Source organism: Bradyrhizobium sp. (assembly GCF_049512235.1).
In the GTDB taxonomy this organism is placed as follows: Bacteria; Pseudomonadota; Alphaproteobacteria; order Rhizobiales; family Xanthobacteraceae; genus Bradyrhizobium.
In genome coordinates, this window is the sequence record NZ_JBEKXH010000089.1 from 1 (window position 1) to 18,370 (window position 18,370).

The window sequence follows — 18,370 nt, forward strand, 5'->3', positions numbered from 1 at the left end:
CTTTCGCGGGGGCGGGAGAGGGTTGGGGTGAGGGGGGCGCCGCATCGGGACCGCCCGAGTGGTCCCCTCACCCCACCCTCTCCCGCGCTAAAGAAGCGGGGAGAGGGAGTGAGAGAGTTGGGGCCACCTGACTGGCGTTAAGCTAGCGCGTATAACGCCAACCCTGGGGCGAGGGAGCAGACCGCGCGTGCGGCGACGATGATCTCCAAGGGGCTCACACTGTACCCCGCTCCGCCAATCCCACCGCCCACAGCGCGAAGGCGTAGGCGATGGCGACTTCGTCGAGGCGGTTGAAGCGGCCGGAGGCGCCGCCGTGGCCGGCGCCCATATTGGTGCGCAGCATCACCGGGCCGCCCGATGTCATGGTCGCGCGCAGCCGCGCGATCCATTTCGCCGGCTCCCAATAGGTGACGCGCGGATCGGTCAGCCCGGCCATCGCCAGGATGGCCGGATAGTGCTTCGCCGCGACGTTGTCGTAGGGCGAATAGGACAGGATGGTTCTGAAGTCATCAGCGCTTTCGATCGGGTTGCCCCATTCCGGCCATTCCGGCGGCGTCAGCGGCAGACTGCCATCGAGCATGGTGTTGAGCACGTCGACGAACGGCACTTCGGCGACGATCCCTGCGAACAACTCGCCGGCCCGATTGGCGCTGGCTCCCATCAGCATGCCGCCGGCGCTGCCGCCATGGCCGACGATGCGTTTTGTGCCGGTATATTTGGCTGATATCAGCGCGCGGGCTGAGGCGGCAAAATCATCAAAGCTGTTGGTCTTCTTGGCGCGCTTGCCGTCCAGATACCAGCCCCAGCCCTTGTCGGAACCCCCTCTGATATGCGCGATCGCATAGACAAAACCGCGATCGACCAGCGACAGCCGGTTGGTCGAGAACGAGGCCGGCATCGCCATGCCATAGGAGCCGTAGCCGTACAGCAGCAGTGGGGCCGTGCCGTCGCGGACGAGGTCGCGGCGGTGCAGGATCGAGACCGGCACCTCCGCGCCATCCTGGGAGGGCGCCATGATGCGGGTGGTGACGTAGTCGGCCGGATTGTGGCCGGTGGGTATTTCCTGACGCTTGCGCAAAATTCGCGCCCGGCTCGCCATGTCATAATCGTAGACTTCCGACGGCGTCGTCATCGACGAATAGGCGAAGCGCAAATTCGTCGTGTCGAACTCGTAGCCGCCCATGGTGTCGAGCGAATAGGCCGCCTCGTCGAAGGCGATGGCGTGCTCCGCGCCGCTCGTGAGATCGCGGATGATGATGGCGGGCAGAGCGTGGGCGCGCTCCAGCCGCGCCAGGTGCCCGGAATAAAGCTCGAAATCGATGATGTAGACGCCGGCGCGATGCGCGATCAGCTCGCGCCAGTTGGCGCGCTGCGGCGACGCCAGCGGCGCGGTGACGATCTTGAAGTCGATGGCGCCGTCGGCATTGGTCAGAATGTAGAGCTCATTGCCGCGGTCGGCGACTGAATATTGCACGCCGACCTCGCGGCCGGCAACCAGGCGCGCAGGCGCGTCGGGATTGGACAGATCGATCAGCCGCTGCTCGGAGGTTTCGTGGTCGCCGCCGGCGATCACGCAAAAGCGTCCGCTTGCGCTTTCATGCAGATGCGTGAACCAGCCGGCATCCTGCTCTTCGTAGATCAGGATATCGTCCGCCTGCGGCGACCCCAGGCGGTGACGCCAGACCTGCATCGGGCGGTGGTTGTCGTCGAGTTTGACGTAGAAAAAGCTCTCGCAGTCCGTGCTCCACACGATGCCGCCGTCGGTTTCCTCGACGACATCCTCGCGGTCGGTCTTGTCGGCCCAGTCGCGCACGCGGATGGTAAAATACTCCGAACCCTGGATATCCGCGCTCCAGGCCTCCAACCTGTGGTCCGGCGAATGGCGGGCGCCGCCGAATTTGAAATAGCCGTGATTGGCCGCAAGCGCGTCGCCGTCGAGTACGATCTCGATCTCGCCGCCATGGCGCGGGCAGCGGCCGAACAACTCATGCTGACCGCCCTCGCGGAACTTGCGCAGATACGCATAGGGACCATCCGGCGCGGGCACGCTGGAATCGTCCTCCTTGATTCGGCCGCGCATTTCGGCAACCAGTTTCCTTTGCAAGGCCGCGGTATGGCCGAGCAGGCTTTCGGTATAGCCGTTCTCCGCTTCGAGGTAGCTTTTGATATCCCCGTCGAGGACGGCGGGATCGCGCAACACCTCCTGCCAGTTGTCATCCTTCAGCCACGCATAGTCGTCTGTGACCGTGATGCCGTGGAAGGTAAATGAATGCGGTCGGCGTGGCGCCACCGGCGCCGGCCGGGATCCCTTCGTGCTGAATGCCTGTGTCACCCGGTCCTCATTCTCTGCTCGCGGATTGGGCCGCCATCCCATCGTCCGAATATCGGTGTCCATATCGGTTCGATCCCGCGGGATTGCCAGGGCCATGGGCGCCTTGTTGGGGGGCGGATGGTGTGGTTAGTCATTTCAAAGGCGAACAAGCGCGCAATCCATGCTCTTCAATTCATACCAGTTCATCTTCCTGTTCCTGCCGGCAGCCTTGCTCGGTTATTTCCTGTTCGGCCGTCTCGGCAATCTGGCTTCCGTGGTATGGCTGGCGCTGGCATCGCTGGCCTTCTACGCGGCCAGCAACTGGCAGTTCGTGCCGCTGCTGCTGGGGTCGGTCGCGTTCAACTATGTCATCGGCTTTCTGCTGATTTCGCAGCGTCCCCGCGCCGTGCCGCGACGGGCGATCCTGGTGGCCGGCATAGCCTTTGACCTCGCGGTGCTCGGCACTTTCAAGTACGCCGGCTTCCTGGCCGCCAACCTCAATGCCCTGTTTTCGACCGGCGTCACGATCGATATCCTGCTTCCGGTCGGCATATCATTCTACACCTTCACCCAGATCGCGTTCCTGGTCGATGCCTACAGGGGAAACGTCGCGCACTATGCGCTGCCGCATTATGCGCTGTTCGTCACCTATTTCCCGCATCTGATCGCGGGGCCCATCCTCCACCACAGCGATATCATCCCGCAATTCGACCGCAGCGAGGCACAGCGGCCTGATCCGCATCTGATCCTGTGCGGCCTGATCATTTTCGCGATCGGTCTGTTCAAGAAAACCGCGCTCGCCGACGGCATCCAGCCCCTGGTGGCGCTCGCCTTTGGACCTGTCGCGCCGACCTTCGATCAGGCCTGGATCGGGGCGCTCGCCTACACCTTTCAGCTCTATTTCGATTTCTCCGGCTATTGCGACATGGCGATCGGCATTTCGCTGATGTTCGGCATCTTCCTGCCGCTCAATTTCAATTCGCCCTACAAGGCCACCAGCATCATCGATTTCTGGCGGCGCTGGCACATGACGCTGTCGCAGTTCCTGCGCGATTACCTCTATATCCCGCTCGGCGGCAACCGCCATGGCCGGCTCATGCGCTATGTCAATCTGATGCTGACGATGGTGCTTGGCGGGCTCTGGCACGGCGCCGCCTGGACCTTTGCCGCATGGGGGGCGCTGCACGGCCTCTATCTGTGCGTCAACCATGCCTGGAACAGCTACGTTCCCAGGGTCTCGCCACGCTTCGCGCGACCGGCCGAGCTCGCCGCGCTCATTCTGACGTTTGCATCGGTCGTTGTCGCATGGGTCTTGTTTCGCGCCGACAGCATGGCCTCCGCGATCCTTATCCTGTCGCGGATGGCCGATCCCACACGAATCGCGTTCGGCCGTGGCGAGATGGCCGACGTCATGTTTATCGTCGTCTATGCCGGGATCGCCTGGTTTGCGCCCAACACCCAGGCGATCATGGGGTACGATCACAACAAGCGGACCGTGGGCGAGGCCATCGCGGCGTGGCGCTGGCGTCCGGCCTTTCTCTACGCCGGTGCGGCGCTGCTGGCGTTCGGGATCCTCGGCATCCAGCCGCACAGCGAATTCATTTATTTCAGGTTCTGATGAGCAGACCGGCCAGGGATCTGCTGTGGTTTCTGTGCGCCAGCGCGCTCACGCTGCTGGCGGCGGCTGCGCTCAATTTCATGGTCGATCCGCTGCAGCTGTTCGGGCCCGCCCGGCTGTTTGCCGCGATGTATTCACCTGACAGCCGCATGCAGGATGCCGGCCTGATCCGCAGCCAGGATTTCGACACGGTATTCATGGGCACTTCGCTCGCGATCCATTTCCGGCAGAGCGATATCGATTCCCTGCTCGGGGTCCGCTCGCTGAAGCTGTCGATGACCGGATCGAACTCGCACGAGCAAAGTTTTGTATTGGCGGCGGCGCTTGATCGTCATCCCGGCCGCGTGATCTGGGAAGTGGATGACTGGATCTTTCGCGATGCGCCCGAAGTCGACCATGACATCTATCTTCCCGCCGATCTCTACCGCCGAAATACCAGGGGTATTGCGGGTTACCTTTTCAGCGCCGCCATGACGCGCGAGTCGGCCTGGATCCTTTTGCGGTCAATTCCGCCGCTGCGGCCGGCGGTGGCGCGGCTGACCAACGGCGTGATGTTCAGATTTCCGATCGCCCGCGTCGACGACATCAACATTCTCCGGCCGGATGTCGCGCTGTCGGAGGCCTACAATGCCGGCAAGGCGCGGGCGGCGTTCGCCGACATCACCGACCCGGCGCACCGCCGCTATCTGTCGGACGGCTACGATTATGAGGCGATGGTGCGCAACTTCGAACATGACGCCATAGGCCTGATCGCAGCCCATCCGGATGTGAAGTTTGACATCTACTTCCCGCCCTACTCGATTCTGCAATGGGTGGCGATGCGGGACGCTTCGCCGGCGACGCTCAGAATCGTCTATGATTTCTCCGCCTATATCGGCCAGCGGCTGACGCAGTTTCAAAATGTCGGCCTGCATGATTTCCGCGCCGTCGCGGATGTCTCGCACGATCTGGACAACTACGCCGACGTGATCCATCATTCGCCCGCGGTCGATCTGAAAGTGCTGGCCTGGCTGGCGCAAGGCAAATATCTCGTCGATCGCGCGGCCCCCTTGCGGCCGCTCGCCCAGCTCAAGGCGCAGGTCGCGGCCTATCGGCTCGAAGGCATGGAGCGCTAGCTGCCTAATTCCGCAGCCGCGTGGCCGCATTGGCGCCGAACACCGGGATGCGGTTGACGGCGAGCACCACCGCGAAGGTGATCGCCAGCATGGCGATGCCCAGAACCGAGATCGCGGCGAGATCGCCGCTTTCGTTGAGGTCGTAGATCAGGACGCTGATCACCTTGGTCTGCGAGGTGAACAGCACGATGGCGGCCGAAAGCTCGCGCATCACCCCGATGAAGATAAAGCACCAGGTCGCGATCACCCCGGTGCGCAGCAGCGGCGCGGTGATCCTGAGCAGCGAGGTCAGCCGGCTCGCGCCGAGAATGCGGCTGGCGTCCTCGAGCTCGGGATGGATGGTTGCGAACGCCGCCTGCAATTGCTGGTAGGCCGACGGCAGGTTGATGGTGAGGAACGCGATCAGCAGAATCCACAGCGTGCCGTAGAGCACGAAGGGCGGCCTGGTATAGCTCAGGAACAGCCCGACCCCGAGCACGATCCCGGGGACGGCGACCGGGGCGGTGGCGAGGAAACCGAGCAGACGGGAGCCCGCGATCGCCTGCCGCGTCGTGACATAGGCGATCACCAGCGCCAGCACGGTGCCGATGGTCGCGGTCGCGGTGCCCAGGATGACGGTGTTCTTCAGCGCCAGTTGCGTCGACGACAGTTCGGTAAACACGAACACGATATTGTGCGCCGTCACCGTCGATGCCGTCACCAGCGTAGTCGCATTCGGCGACAACGCGGCGTTGAGCAGCGCGAGATAGGGCAGGAACACCGGATTGAGCAGCACGACCAGACAGAATGCCAGCGCCGCCCAGCGCCACCGCTTCAATTCGACCCGTCGCGGCGCGCCATATTTGCCGCCGACCACCGAATAGCCGCGGCGGCCCAGAATGAATTTCTGCGCCTGCAGCAAGAGGATCGTCACCAGCAACAGCGGCACCGCGGCGGCGGCGGCCAGTTCGAGTTTTGGCGGATACTGGAACAGGCTCCAGATTTTCGTGGTCATGGTGTGGAAGCCGGCCGGCAGCGCCAGGATCGCCGGCGAGCCGAACAGGGTCATGGCCTGCAGAAAGGCGATCAGGGCGCCTGCGACCAAAGCGGGGAGCGCCAAGGGAATGGTGACGCGCCGCGCCGTGGTCCAGGTGCGGCCGCCGAGCATGGCGGAAGCATCTTCGAGTTCGCCGGGCATGCCGTCGAGCGCATTGGCGACCAGCACGAAAACGAAAGGGAAAGTGTAGCAGGAAATGACGAAAATGATGCCGGTCAGCGAATAGATATCGAACAGGTGATCGTCGGCGACGGCGCCGGTCACCAAGCGGAACAGCTGGTTGAGCAACCCGCTGTTGGGCGCGGCCAGCAACTCCCAGGCGACGGCGCCGAGAAAGGGCGGGGTCACGAACGAGGCGGTCACCAGTGCCCGGATGAACTGCCGCCCGGGCATGTCGGTGCGCGACACCAGCCATCCCATCGGCGCCGCGACCAGGCAGCAGATCGCAGCCGAACTGGTGGCGATGACAGCCGTCGTCAGCAACGGATCGAGGAAATCCGGATCGGTGAACAGCGTGACGAAATTCCGCAGCGTGGCGTGACCGGCCTTGTCGGTGACGCTGTAGACCGCAAGCCAGAACAGCGGCAGCACCACCAGCGCGATCAGGGCCGCCGCAAACAGCCACAGCACCGGCATGGTCCGGTCGAACGTGCCGCGCCTGCCGTCGATGGTTTCAGTCGTGGTTGTCATCGGCTCAGCGCGCGGCAGCGTTCGGGCGGCAGCGTGAGCCAGACCTCGGCTCCCCTGGGCACGGCGTTTTCCGTCGATGTCACGATACGCAGGGTGGTGCCGTCAGAGGTCTCGACCATGGTGTCGCGGCTGGCGCCGAGAAAGACCTGGCGCGTCACGACGGCCTTGACCGCGTTTTGTGGATTTCGCGGCGCTTGCGTCGAAAGCTGGATGTCGTGCTGGCGGATGGCGACCACGGCGCTCTGGCCGGCGACCAGTTTCGTCCCCACCACCTGCAAGGTCGCGCCTGAAAACGCGATGTGATTCTCGTCGCGGGCTGTCGCCTTGATGACATTGCTGGCGCCGATGAAGCGGGCGACGAATTCCGACTGCGGGCTTTCGTAGATCTCTTGCGGCGTGCCAAGCTGATCGATCCTGCCGCCGTTCATGACCGCGATCAGGTCGGCGGTGGTCATGGCCTCGGACTGGTCGTGGGTGACGTAAACCGTCGTATAGCGGTATTGGTCGTGCAGGCGCCGGATCTCGAAGCGCATCTCCTCGCGCAGATTGGCGTCGAGGTTGGACAGGGGTTCGTCGAGCAGAAGCGTCTCCGGTTCGACGATCAGGGCGCGCGCGAGCGCGACGCGCTGCTGCTGGCCGCCGGACAATTCGCCGGGATAGCGCGCGGCGAGCATTTCGAGTTTTGTCGTCTCCAGGATTGCCTTGAGCTTGCTGGCGATGGTCGCGCGATCGAGCTTCCTGATGCGAAGCCCGTAGACGATGTTTTCCGCGACACTCATGTGCGGCCACAGCGCGTAGCTCTGGAAGATCATCGACATCTTGCGCTGCTCGGGCGGCAAGGTCCTGAGCTTGGAGGACACCAGGCGATCGCCGACATGGATCTCGCCGTCCGAAGGTTCCAGGAAACCGGCGATCAGCCGCAGCGTCGTGGTCTTGCCGCAGCCGGAGGGGCCTAACAGGCAGACCAGCTGGCCATGGTCGATCCGCAGCGAGACATTGTCGACCACCGCAAGCGATCCAAACCGCTTGGTCAGGCCACGCAAATCAACCGACGCCAAGCGGATTCCCCCCGTCCAGTGCCGTTGTCGGCCCCTTGGCAAACAGTATAAGCACCAAAAATGACGCGCCGAAAAGGCTTTGGCGACAGCCGACTGTCTGCGAGTCAGCGGTGGCTATGTCCAGGCGCAACGGTTCGCGACCGATTCCATGAAGCGGATCACTTGTAGGATGGGTAGAGTGACCAGATCGGACGCACGTCCGAACTGGTCACGAAACCCATCGCGGCGGCGGAATTGGTGGGTTTCGCGAAGAGCTCAACCCACCCTACGACATCGACTCATTATGATTCGCATCAAGAAACGCTCGACTAGCAATGAGTAAGCGCACCCCCTCACGCCTTCACACTCTCGCCCAGCCACTCGATCGCGGCCTCGACGCCGCCCTTGCCGCGGGGGATATCGAGCGCTTTCAGCCCGACTTCGATGACGCCGAGCGTGCCCAGGATCATCGGCGCGTTGACGTGGCCCATATGGGCGATCCGGAAGGCCTGGCCCTCCAGTTCGCCGATCCCGACGCCGAGCACCACGCCGCATTTTTCCTTGGCATAATGATGCAGCGCGACCGGGTCGTAGCCGCCGGCCATCGTCACCGTGGTCACGGTGTTGGAGCGCTCGGCGGCGGCAGCGATGTTGAAGCCGAGCACTTGGCCTTCGGCCCAGACCGTAACCGCGCGGCGCACCGCTTCGCCGAGCAGGCGATGGCGCAGGAACACGTTGTCGAGCTTTTCTTCGAACAGCATGTTGATCGCCTGGCGCAGCGCGAACAGCAGGTGGATCGGTGCGGTGCCGGCATATTTGCGGTAATGTTCGGCGCCTTCGCGTTCGGTCCAGTCCCAATAGGGTGTGCGCATTCCGGCCGTCTTGTGCACTTGGCGGGCGCGGTCATTGGCGGCGACGAAGCCTAGGCCCGGCGGCGTCATCAGGCCTTTCTGCGATCCGGACATCGCGACATCGATGCCCCAGGCGTCCATCTGAAAGGGCATGCAGCCGAGCGAAGCCACCGCATCGACCATGAACAGCGCCGGATGGCCGGCGGACTTGATGGCCTTGCCGATGGCCTCGATGTCGTTATAGGCGCCGGAAGCCGTATCGACCTGCGCCGCGAGGATGGCCTTGATGCTGTGATCGCGGTCCTGCCGCAGGCGGGCTTCGACTTCCGCGGGGCGGATGGCGCGGCGCCAGTCGCCCCGCAGCACTTCGACCTCCGCGCCCATCGCGCGGGCGGCATTGCCCCAGCCGATCGCGAAGCGGCCGCTTTCCAGCACCAGCACCTTGTCGCCGCGCGACAGCACGTTGGAGAGCACCGCTTCCCAGGCGCCATGGCCATTGGCGATGTAGATGTAGGAGCGGCCCGTGGTGGCGAACAATCCCGAGAGGTCGGCCAGCAGGCTCTCGGTCAGTTCGACCATCTCTGCGGAATAGATATCCAGCGCCGGCCGATGCATCGCCCGCAGCACTTCGTCGGGCATCGTGGTGGGCCCGGGAATGGCGAGAAATTCCCGGCCCGCGCGAACAACCATATTGTCATTTCCTTGATCGGTAGGACGCGAGACCACGCTGGCGTGGCCCGGCCGCGACTTCAAATCGCTTTGGGCAGGCAAGGGATGCAGGGGATTGACGGGAAATTCAAGACCGCTGGCCGTGCTATTTTCCCAGCGCATCGGCGATGTCGTGCCAGATCTGATCCTTGGCTTCGGTCGCGGGCGGACTGGGGAGGACGGCGGCAGGGCCCGTTTGCGCGTGGCAGGACTCGACCAGGCGCAGAATCCACACCTCGCCGTCGGTGTAATAGGGATCGCCGCCGCCATTGCGCCCGGTGAGGGTGGGTCCGATGCCCGTCACCTGATATTTCGCCTCGACCATTGCGGCGGCTTCGAGGTCGGCGGCGATGAGCTTGCGCTCGGCGTCGATATCGGCGGCGATATGATGGGTGAATGCGCCGGTATAATGGCTGACGCCGACGCTTCGATCGAAGGTGGCGGCGCCGAGCCAGACCGGCCGGTTTTCCTCGCCCGCGTCGAACACCTTCCAGAACCGCGCATGATGGCGGTGGTCGGCGCTTTTGCCGGCCGGCTTCTCGAAAACGAGATCCTCGCGGCGGTCGAGATAGTAGAGATTGCTGACCGGCGCTGCGCGGTAGGGGCGGTTCAGCACCACGCTGCCGACGATTTCGATCGAGGATCTGAGCGTGACTGGATCGGCGGGATACCAGCCGGCCGCCTGCATGGCGCAGAGTACGTCCTTGTTGTCGCCGACCAGGCCGATATTGATCGGATCGCCGGGAATACCCTGCGCCGTGCGGGTCACCATGGACAGGCTGGCGAGGCCTTCCTGGTGCTCGTAATGGCTCCAGAGCTTGGGCAGCAGAACATAGGCCACGATGGTATAGGCGAGCACGACGGCCAGTGCGAGCAGCGTGAAGCGCTCCAGCCGCGAACGATCACGGCGTGGCGGAGATTGCACGCTACCGGTTTCGGCCACGGTTCACCTTGCGATTGCCTGTGGCCAATACTAGCACGTCTGAGTTGCCGGACTATCGCCGGGTTTCGCGGCAGCCGGCGGCTTCGGCATCGTCGACCGAGCAGAACCAGCGCGTGCCCTTGTCGATGTTCATCTTGATCTGGGCGTACCAGCGGCTGGTGGGCTTGTGATAGATGCACTCGCCGGCGCCGTTGACGTTGCCCTTGATGGTGCAGTCGGGCGAGGGCGCGACCGCTCCGGAGGCCGACGCCAGCAGGATCGCATTGGCGTTCGGCGGCGGCTTGACGGCCCCGAGGATGACCGTCTTCTTGTTGCGTTCGCGCCAGTCCCAGGGCGCGATGAAGGCGCCCTGCCACATGCCGGCCTTGGCCTCGCGCGCGGCCTTCTCATCGGCGTCGTAATCATGGGAAACCCGCCCGTAGGACAGCGCCCAGCCGTTCTTCACCAGCCACTGCTGGATGTCCTCGCCGTCGACCTCGCAGCGCGCCACCTGCCGGCCCCGGCGGTCGGTCTGACGCACGTGACAGATCCATTCCTTGTTGTCGGCATGCTTGACGAGCTCGTCGCGCGCGGCGACGCCGCAGGTCCAGCGCTCGCCCTTGTTGTTGAGGCACAGCTGATCCACCGAGGGGGCGTCGATGCCGCCGAGACGAATTCGGCTGGCGCCGATCTGGACCTGATCGCCCTCGCGTACCCTGGCAATTCCGGTGATGTCGGCGGCTTCCGCGATAGCCGGCAGCAACAGCAACACCAACGCCATCGGGAATTTCATGATCATGGAAAACGCGCCGTCTTCAATCTGGGGTAGCGGCAATATGGCCGCGAATTGTGGTGCCGATTTGGCCGCGATGCCAGCGCCTGAAGGTCCAGTTGCTTTCAACTTTACGCTACCCGCCCATCCCCCGCATCATGGCGCGGCGGGCCAGTGCAAGGCCCATCAGCACGAAGGCCGAGGTGACCTCGGGGCCGCCGACCAGGATCCGGGTCGGGGTCTTCATCTTGTTCCACTCGTAGGCCTTGAACGGCCCGTGGCGGCCGCCTTCGCCGAGATGGCGGACAATGCAATGCAAAGCGGGGGCAAAGCTTGCAGGTTGGGCGCCGAGATGACCGAGCGCGATCAGGGCCAGCGCGGCATCGAACACGTTGATCTCGGCTGCGATCAACTCGTCCTGCACATAGGCCAGCACCCGGGTGCGGATGAAGGCCAGGGTTCCCTCGGGGTCGATCAATTGCCGGGCGTTCAGCGGCAGCGCGACGAATGCGGCGTAGCAGCGGCCGAAATAGGCGCAATAGAGTTCCGGCAAATAGTAGATATGGGAGCGCGGGTCGGCGAATGCGCCGCTTATGGCAAGCCGCCGCTGGAAGCCGATGATGCGGTGAACGGTCGCCAGCCGGGTCGGGCACTCGAAGATCTTCCAGCGGCTGAAGTTGCGGAAACTGACTTCGAGGATGTCGAGATTGAGGGTCGGATCGAGGTCGTTGCCGAACGGACGTTCGCCATCGAGGCTGTCGATCCAGGTCGCGACGCCGCCTTCGTAGTCGATGCTGTCATTGAGCGGCACCGTCACCAGGGGCTCGTTGACGCCGCCCTGGACCTGGTAGCCGGCGTAGAAGTCGAGCAGGGGCTGGTCGAGGATCGGGTCGGTCGAGCCGGCCTGTGTCGCCGCCGAGAAGGCGCAGGCCGTGGTGTCGCCATCCGGCACGTAGAGGCCGAAGCCGAGGTCCTGCTTGATGCCTGCGAAAAAGCGGCTGAAGCGCGGATGCGGCGGCGGCGCGATCGCGGTGATGACGCTGAAGGGCGCGCCGTCGCGGCCGCGCACTTCCTCGCGGCTGGTGGCGAGGCAGAAATCGACCATGTCTGCAACGGCGCGACGCGCCGCCGCGGTCTGATCCGGCGACGCCAGGCCGGTGTCGACAAAACCGAGCAGCGCCTCGCTGAAGAATGCGTCGTAATAGGCGGAGCGGTGGCGGATCTGGATCGGCTGCCACATCGGTTCGGCGATGCCGGTCCAGGGCGGGTTGATCAGGGCGCGCGCCGGCGAGCGCGCGATAAAAATCCGCACCAGGTTGAACAACAGCGTCGAGTTCTTGTAGCCGCGCGAGTTGAGGCCGGTCAGCGCCATCAATAATTCGCGGCCGCGCAGGTCGGCATCGCCGATCAGGTTGAAGGCGGCGTAGGCCGGGATGAAGCCGTGACGGGCGAATGCACGCAGCAGATGCTGCCCGCAGCTGCGGATCACCGCTTCGATCTGGGCAAGGCATGGGGTACCCGCGGGTGAGCCTGCGGGTGGGGGCCGGGGATGGCTGAGCTCGATGGTATCCAGGAGCGCCGCCACCGGCTGGCCGATCGCGGCCCAGTCGGGGGTAAGGTCGTCGCGCGCCCGCACCAGCGCTTCGCGCAGCGCCTTTAGCCGCACGGGGTCGCGCAGTTCGGCAAGCCCGGTTCGGCGCAGCAGCGGGCGCAAGGCCGGATTCGCAAGCGCGGTCTTGTAGAATTTGGCGAGATGGAGGTCGCCGGCGCTGCCGTTGAGCAGCACGGGATCGCAGACCTCATACAGCGACGGGCCATCCTTGCGGGCCGTCAGCGCGCGCCAGGCGGCTCCGGCAACATACTGAAAACGCATGAAATTTTTTCGCGCACTGGCCTTCGCGCGTCCCCCCGGCAGCGCCGGTTCCATAACGGCAGTTGCCGCCCGCCCTCCCAGAAACCGCAAGTCATTGAAAAACTACACCAAAGGCCAGGAATTACAAATGTGATGGGCATCACGGTAAAATCCGCCGCGCCTGCGGGACAATCGAGGTTGGTTCCAGCGTAGGGAAACGTTCAGCACGACATAAATCTGAACATTTCCTGCACGGCTCTATTCACCTTATGAGGTTGCCCGATCGGTCTGTCCGGGTTATGGCTTGCATGTTGCAGTGCCGCAATATGAGCGCATTTGCGAGGCACATCGGGGCAACCCCTAAAACCCAGACGGCTGTGGGCGCGACCAAAGCGTGTGCCCAAGGGGCTAACGAGCAGGATTGAAACGCGATGAACCTAGCGCAGATCAGCATCTCCCGCCGCACCATCACCATCGCCGTCGCGTTGGCGGGCATGGTGTCGCTGGCGATTGGCGCCCATGCGGCGCTGAACATGCGGGTGCTGGATGCGGCCAGGGCGGTCGGCACCGAGCAGAGCGCCGAGGCCGCGAAGAAGGCTTCGCGGATCGCGCTGGTGATCGGCAATGGTCATTATCCGGATGCCGGCGCGCCCCTCGGCCAGCCGATCAACGATGCCCGCGCGCTGACCACGGCCTTGCGGCGCGACGGCTTCGAGGTCGATGTCATCGAAGACGCCAGCAAGGACGACATGAGTCGCGCGATTGAGCGCCTGAAATCGAGGATCAGGCCGGATTCGGTGGTGATGCTGTTCTTCGGCGGCTATGGCATCCAGGTCGGGCGCGAGAGCTACATGATCCCGGTCGATGCCACGATCTGGAAGGAGGGCGACGTGCGCCGCGACGGGCTCAGCATCGAATCCGTGCTCGGCATGATGAAGGAGCAAGGCGCCTGCGCCAAGCTGGTGGTGCTCGATGCCTCCAGGCGTAACCCCTATGAACGCCGGTTCCGGGCCTTCTCCCACGGCCTGGCGCCGATCAACGCGCCCGACAACGCGCTGATCCTGTCCTCCGCCACGCCGGGCCAGGTCGCCGAGGATTCCTCCGGTCCGACCAGCGTGCTGGTGTCCGAGCTGCTCACCAACCTCGATGCGCAGGCCGCGGCCGCCGAAGCCGTCTTCAACCGGACCCGCCTCGCCATCTCCCGTGCCTCCGACGGCGAGCAGGTCCCCTCGGTATCCTCCTCGCTGATGGAAGATGTTTTCCTCGGCAGCGGCGAGAAGGCCGGCAGCTAGCGGCAATCAGCCAGTGCTACACCACAGCTGTCATCGCTGCACCACAGCTGTCATCGCCCGACTTGATCGGGCGACCCAGTAGACGCTGACGTTAATTATGATCCGAAATGGCCGCCCAGCTTGGCGAGCACCGCGGATGATGGCAATCGCTCTGGAATACTGGGTCGCCCGATCAAGTCGGGCGATGACCGCCGCGGGGTTGCTGGGACCTTGGCCGCGCCGGCGCCCTACTTCCCCGCCGCCGCCGTCACCGGCCGCACCGGATCGCCCTCGCGCAGCAGCGCGCCGGCGCGCGCCACCACGTCGTCGCCTTCGTTCAGGCCGGAGCGGATTTCGACCTGGCCGCCGGACATCAATCCGACCTCGACCTGCCTGGTCTCGACGCGCCCGCGCCGCACCACCTGGACCACGGTGCCGGCATCACCGTAGAGCACGGCGGTCAGCGGCACCGAGATGTCGTTGCAGTTCCTGCCGGTCGTGATCAGCGCCCGCGCCGACGAATTGATCAGAAGGCGCCGGTCGCCCGTCACCGCGATCAGAACCTGGCCGAGCTGGCTGTTGGGCTCGACCGTCGGCGCCACCCGGCGCACCTTGCCCTCGACCTCGCCGGCGCCGATCACGATGATCCGCGCCGGCTGATTGACCGCAAGTTTTGCCAGATCCTGTGTCGGCACCAGGCCGACCAGATTGAATTCGCTGCGCGCGAGGATCGAGAACAGCGCCTCGCCCCTCCCCGAGGCCACCGCGCCGATCACAGCCGAGGAGGCCGAGACCAGTCCGGCCACCGGGGCCTGCACCGTCACCACGCCGCCTTCGGGCAAATTGAGCCGGGCCAGCGCCTGGCCGGCCGTCACGCTATCCCCGGCCTCGACCAGAATTTCCATAACCTTCAGCCCCGGCCGCTCCGGCCGCACCGCCGTTTCCTCCCGCGCCATGACGATGCCGGAGACCTCGACGATATCCGAGAAGCAGGATTTTGCCGCCTTCAGCACCGTGACGGCCGCGCCCTTGGGGGCGTCCGCGGCGGCGTCGGTTTCGTCGGCGGCGAGGATGGGGGAGGCGAGGCAGAGCAGTACGGCGGCCGCCGGGGCAGCCAGCTTTGGCAAACGGCCGAGCCTGGGGAAATGATACATCGGCAATCCATCTCGGTTTTCAAAGGCCATCGATATCAGAACGGCGGCTTCGGGGCCAAGCGGCTTCCGCACGCTCCTGCATCATCGTGAGAGCCGCGCACTCGGGCGCGTCGCGAAGCCCGATCCTCGGGGGATCTTGCACCGTCATTGCGAGTTCCGCACCGGGCTTCGGCCGACCCGCTTGGATGAAACGGGCTGGATGCGCGGCGCCGAAGGAGGGCGACCACAAGGGGTCGCCCTATACGCGCTGGCTTAAGAACTCGTGTCCCGGACGCTGGCCGCGTAGACAATGGGCTCCCTCTCCCCCCAAGCGAAAGCGTAGCTTTCGCGGGGGCGGGAGAGGGTTGGGGTGAGGGGGGGCCGCATCGGGACCGCCCGAGTGGTCCCCTCACCCCACCCTCTCCCGCGCTAAAGAAGCGGGGAGAGGGAGTGAGAGAGTTGGGGCCACCTCACTGGCGCGCTTAAGCTAGCGCCCACGAGGGGCACCCCTACGTCATGTCGATCGCGTAGCAACCCTTGTGGTCGCCCTCCTTCGGCGCCCCCGCATCCAGCCTGTTTCGTCCAAGGGGTGGGCCAGGGCCGGTGGCGAACTAATACGAAACCTGGGATGAGGAGCTTCCAACCGTCATTGCGAGGAGCCCTTGCGACGAAGCAATCCAGCTTTTCTTTCTGTGGCGGCGATGGATTGCTGCGCTCAATCGAGCGCGCATTGGCGCGCCCGATTGGCTCGCAATGACGAGCCCAAGATATGCACCACCCTATCAGCCCAATTTTGAATCGTAGGGTGGGCAAAGCGAAAGCGTGCCCACCATTTAAAGATGGTGCGCACGGCGCAAGTGCGCCTTTGCCCACGCTGCGCACTGGGCTAGTCTAGTTTCTGTCGCGAAACGCCGGAATTTGGCTGGCTGGTGCCAGTTCCCCAATGAAAACGGGCACAACTGGCGACCGATTTCGGCTTTCCCCGAGATTTTCTTGCGTGATTTTTCGTTCCAGGTTCCACTTCGCCCACGTCGGATCAGGCGGTAGGGGCCGATATCCCTCCGCCGCGGACGAAGGATTGGATGATGTGTCAGGCGGCTTTTTTTCCGCGCGACGATCGCTCCGCCAACAGGGCTGCGATCCTCATGAGGTTGTTGGCGAGCACAGCGGCTGCGACCCACAACTCGAAACGCTCGCGGCCTTCGGCGAGACAACGCTTCATGCCGCGGCCGCGGAACAATACCGAGATGCGTCCCTCGATGCCGGCGCGAAAGCGCTGGCCGTCCTTGAACTCCCGACTCTTCTCATAGGCTGCGCGTTCGGGTGATTTGGTACCGCCCCGCTGTGGTATGCACACTACCTTGACGCCTTCCTGCTCGCAAGACGTCACATTCCCTTCGCTGAAGAAGCCGCGATCAGAACTATACAATTCGGGGACGTCGCCGAAGGCCTGCTTATGGCGTTCCAGCGATATTACCACATGCTGTTCGTCGACAGGATTTCCGTCCAACACTTCATACTGGGTGATTAGGCCGCGCGCGCTTTCGGCGAGGAAGACCTTGTGGCCAAACTCGATCGGCGTTTGCACCTTGCCGCGCTTGATGATGTCGGTGTGGGGCTCGAAAATCGAATAGACTTTCTCGGCCGCCGGAACTTGCTCGCCTTTGAGCACACGGCGGCGCGACTGATCGACCACGCGGTCTCCCAGTTCACAAAAATGCTCGATCTCCTTGCGCGTCTCGGCGATCGCCAGCTCGCTGATCTGATCTGCGCCGCGCGCTTTGCTGGTTCGTCGCAGCGCCATTCGTGCGCTGTCGATGACCTCCTCGGTAATGCCGATGAGGTCGCGGTAGGTCTCTGTCTGCTGCTCCTGGCGCTGTCTCGCGGTCATCCGTTGGATTTCCTGCATTCGGCGCCGCGCCGATCGCGTCCGATTCCGAAAACCCTTGATGCGCCTGCGTCCGAGCGCCGCGGCAAGCTGACCGATCAGGCGCGTGACGACGCGAACCACATCCCATAACAGCGTATTGTCGGTCGGATGATGAATGTCGGTCTGCACCACAGTGGTATCGACGCGCAGCTTTTGGCCATCCTCCAATCCGAGATCGACCGCCGCCTGCACCACCAGATCATTGACTGCCTTGACCGTCTCCGGTGTCAGCCGATTAAAGCCGCGGTTGAACGCGTCGTGTTGGGGCACCGGCCGACAATAGAAATCGGTGAATTGGCGCAGCGTGTATCCGTCGGCAATCCGCTCGCGCAATTCGCGATAGGTCCAATTCTTGACACGCATCAGAACCAGCGAGCGAAGCACCTGCTGCGGCGTCAGGCCGCCGCGACCCGTCTCGGCGTTCTTCAAACCCCGCGCCAGATCGCCGCGAACCCGCTCGATCATATCGTTATGAGTGTCCAGAAAGTCGGAAATGTTTTGCAGCAACGGATCAAGGCGCATACCCTGACGCACCAACTCCCAATCGGCAAAACTGACCTGCTTCTCCGCTATCCGGGACACGCTCAATCCTCGTCGTTCTTCGCAAGCCCATTGCGCGCTCGCTTCAATGCCTTGACATATCGTGGTGCCGCTTGGTGCAGCAGATCCTGCAGCGCGCGTCCGTTATCCAGGCTAAGCTGAACCTCGGGCACGAGCTCCTCCGGCACATAGACGGCGATGCGACGCCCATTCGCGCGACCGTAGAGGACATAACTTTGATGCTGCTCGCCAGACCGGCACGCCCGGCAATTCTTGCGCGTGCACCGGCTACGACGCAGGCTCAGTGATCCCAGAAGCGCAGGCCAGAGATTCGTCGATGCGCTCCGCAGCCAGCGCGCGACATCCGAAGGCTTTTCCGAATCAATATTCTTCATATTAAGCATGTGATACAATGCACACGCGTCGATCAAGCAAAAACAACGCGGAAAAGCGAAAGAAACCCCCTATTTGCAGGACTTTTATGCGTTTCGCGACAGAAACTAGCTAGGGTTTAATGGTTGCTACTCCCGGCATTCCTAACTTACGATAACCGAAGTTATTGAAAGCATGGGCCTTGGTCCTTG

The 18,370-nt window shown here is 63.8% G+C and carries 13 protein-coding genes; 3 read left to right on the forward strand and 10 right to left on the reverse strand.

What is annotated here, in order from left to right; translation table 11 throughout:
* Positions 1–214: 214 nt before the first annotated feature.
* Positions 215–2,374, reverse strand: a complete 2,160-nt coding sequence (locus ABSG20_RS11000; protein WP_423864542.1) for a S9 family peptidase — start codon at positions 2,372–2,374, stop codon at positions 215–217.
* Positions 2,375–2,492: 118 nt separating this feature from the next.
* Between ABSG20_RS11000 and ABSG20_RS11005 the strand changes: the two genes are divergently transcribed.
* Together ABSG20_RS11005 and ABSG20_RS11010 are read left to right on the forward strand one after the other, a co-directional pair.
* A complete protein-coding gene (locus ABSG20_RS11005; RefSeq protein ID WP_423864531.1) occupies positions 2,493–3,929 on the forward strand; it encodes an MBOAT family O-acyltransferase in 1,437 nt (478 codons plus the stop codon).
* Positions 3,929–5,044, forward strand: coding sequence for a hypothetical protein (locus ABSG20_RS11010; protein ID WP_423864532.1), 1,116 nt, complete (start codon positions 3,929–3,931; stop codon positions 5,042–5,044). Before ABSG20_RS11005 ends, ABSG20_RS11010 begins: the two co-directional genes overlap by 1 nt.
* A 4-nt stretch (positions 5,045–5,048) precedes the next feature.
* On the opposite strand, the gene ABSG20_RS11015 is transcribed toward ABSG20_RS11010, so the two are convergent.
* The 6 genes from ABSG20_RS11015 to ABSG20_RS11040 form a co-directional block, all read right to left on the reverse strand.
* Entirely contained in the window at positions 5,049–6,770 is a 1,722-nt protein-coding gene (locus ABSG20_RS11015; protein WP_423864533.1) for an ABC transporter permease, read from the reverse strand.
* Positions 6,767–7,828, reverse strand: coding sequence for an ABC transporter ATP-binding protein (locus ABSG20_RS11020; RefSeq protein ID WP_423864534.1), 1,062 nt, complete (start codon positions 7,826–7,828; stop codon positions 6,767–6,769). Before ABSG20_RS11020 ends, ABSG20_RS11015 begins: the two co-directional genes overlap by 4 nt.
* A 332-nt stretch (positions 7,829–8,160) precedes the next feature.
* Positions 8,161–9,348 (reverse strand): pyridoxal-phosphate-dependent aminotransferase family protein, encoded by a 1,188-nt coding sequence (locus ABSG20_RS11025; RefSeq protein WP_423864535.1) that lies wholly within the window; start codon positions 9,346–9,348, stop codon positions 8,161–8,163.
* Positions 9,349–9,472: 124 nt separating this feature from the next.
* Complete coding sequence (locus ABSG20_RS11030; RefSeq protein WP_423864536.1) at positions 9,473–10,309, reverse strand: LssY C-terminal domain-containing protein; 837 nt, start codon at positions 10,307–10,309, stop codon at positions 9,473–9,475.
* A 52-nt stretch (positions 10,310–10,361) separates the two neighbouring features.
* Positions 10,362–11,087 carry a thermonuclease family protein gene (locus tag ABSG20_RS11035; protein ID WP_423864537.1) on the reverse strand — a complete coding sequence of 242 codons (726 nt, stop codon included), beginning with the start codon at positions 11,085–11,087 and terminating at the stop codon, positions 10,362–10,364.
* A 109-nt stretch (positions 11,088–11,196) separates the two neighbouring features.
* Entirely contained in the window at positions 11,197–12,933 is a 1,737-nt protein-coding gene (locus ABSG20_RS11040; RefSeq protein ID WP_423864538.1) for a hypothetical protein, read from the reverse strand.
* Positions 12,934–13,343: 410 nt separating this feature from the next.
* Between ABSG20_RS11040 and ABSG20_RS11045 the strand changes: the two genes are divergently transcribed.
* Positions 13,344–14,204 (forward strand): caspase family protein, encoded by an 861-nt coding sequence (locus ABSG20_RS11045; RefSeq protein WP_423864539.1) that lies wholly within the window; start codon positions 13,344–13,346, stop codon positions 14,202–14,204.
* Positions 14,205–14,431: 227 nt separating this feature from the next.
* Here ABSG20_RS11045 and ABSG20_RS11050 read toward each other — a convergent pair whose 3' ends face one another.
* From ABSG20_RS11050 to ABSG20_RS11060, 3 genes are all read right to left on the reverse strand, one after another.
* On the reverse strand, positions 14,432–15,337 hold the full coding sequence (locus ABSG20_RS11050) for an efflux RND transporter periplasmic adaptor subunit (RefSeq protein WP_423864543.1): 906 nt from the start codon (positions 15,335–15,337) through the stop codon (positions 14,432–14,434).
* Positions 15,338–16,406: 1,069 nt separating this feature from the next.
* Positions 16,407–17,828, reverse strand: coding sequence for an ISNCY family transposase (locus tag ABSG20_RS11055; RefSeq protein WP_423864540.1), 1,422 nt, complete (start codon positions 17,826–17,828; stop codon positions 16,407–16,409).
* A gap of 2 nt (positions 17,829–17,830) precedes the next feature.
* Entirely contained in the window at positions 17,831–18,190 is a 360-nt protein-coding gene (locus tag ABSG20_RS11060; protein ID WP_423864541.1) for a DUF6788 family protein, read from the reverse strand.
* Between the last annotated feature and the right edge of the window lie 180 nt (positions 18,191–18,370).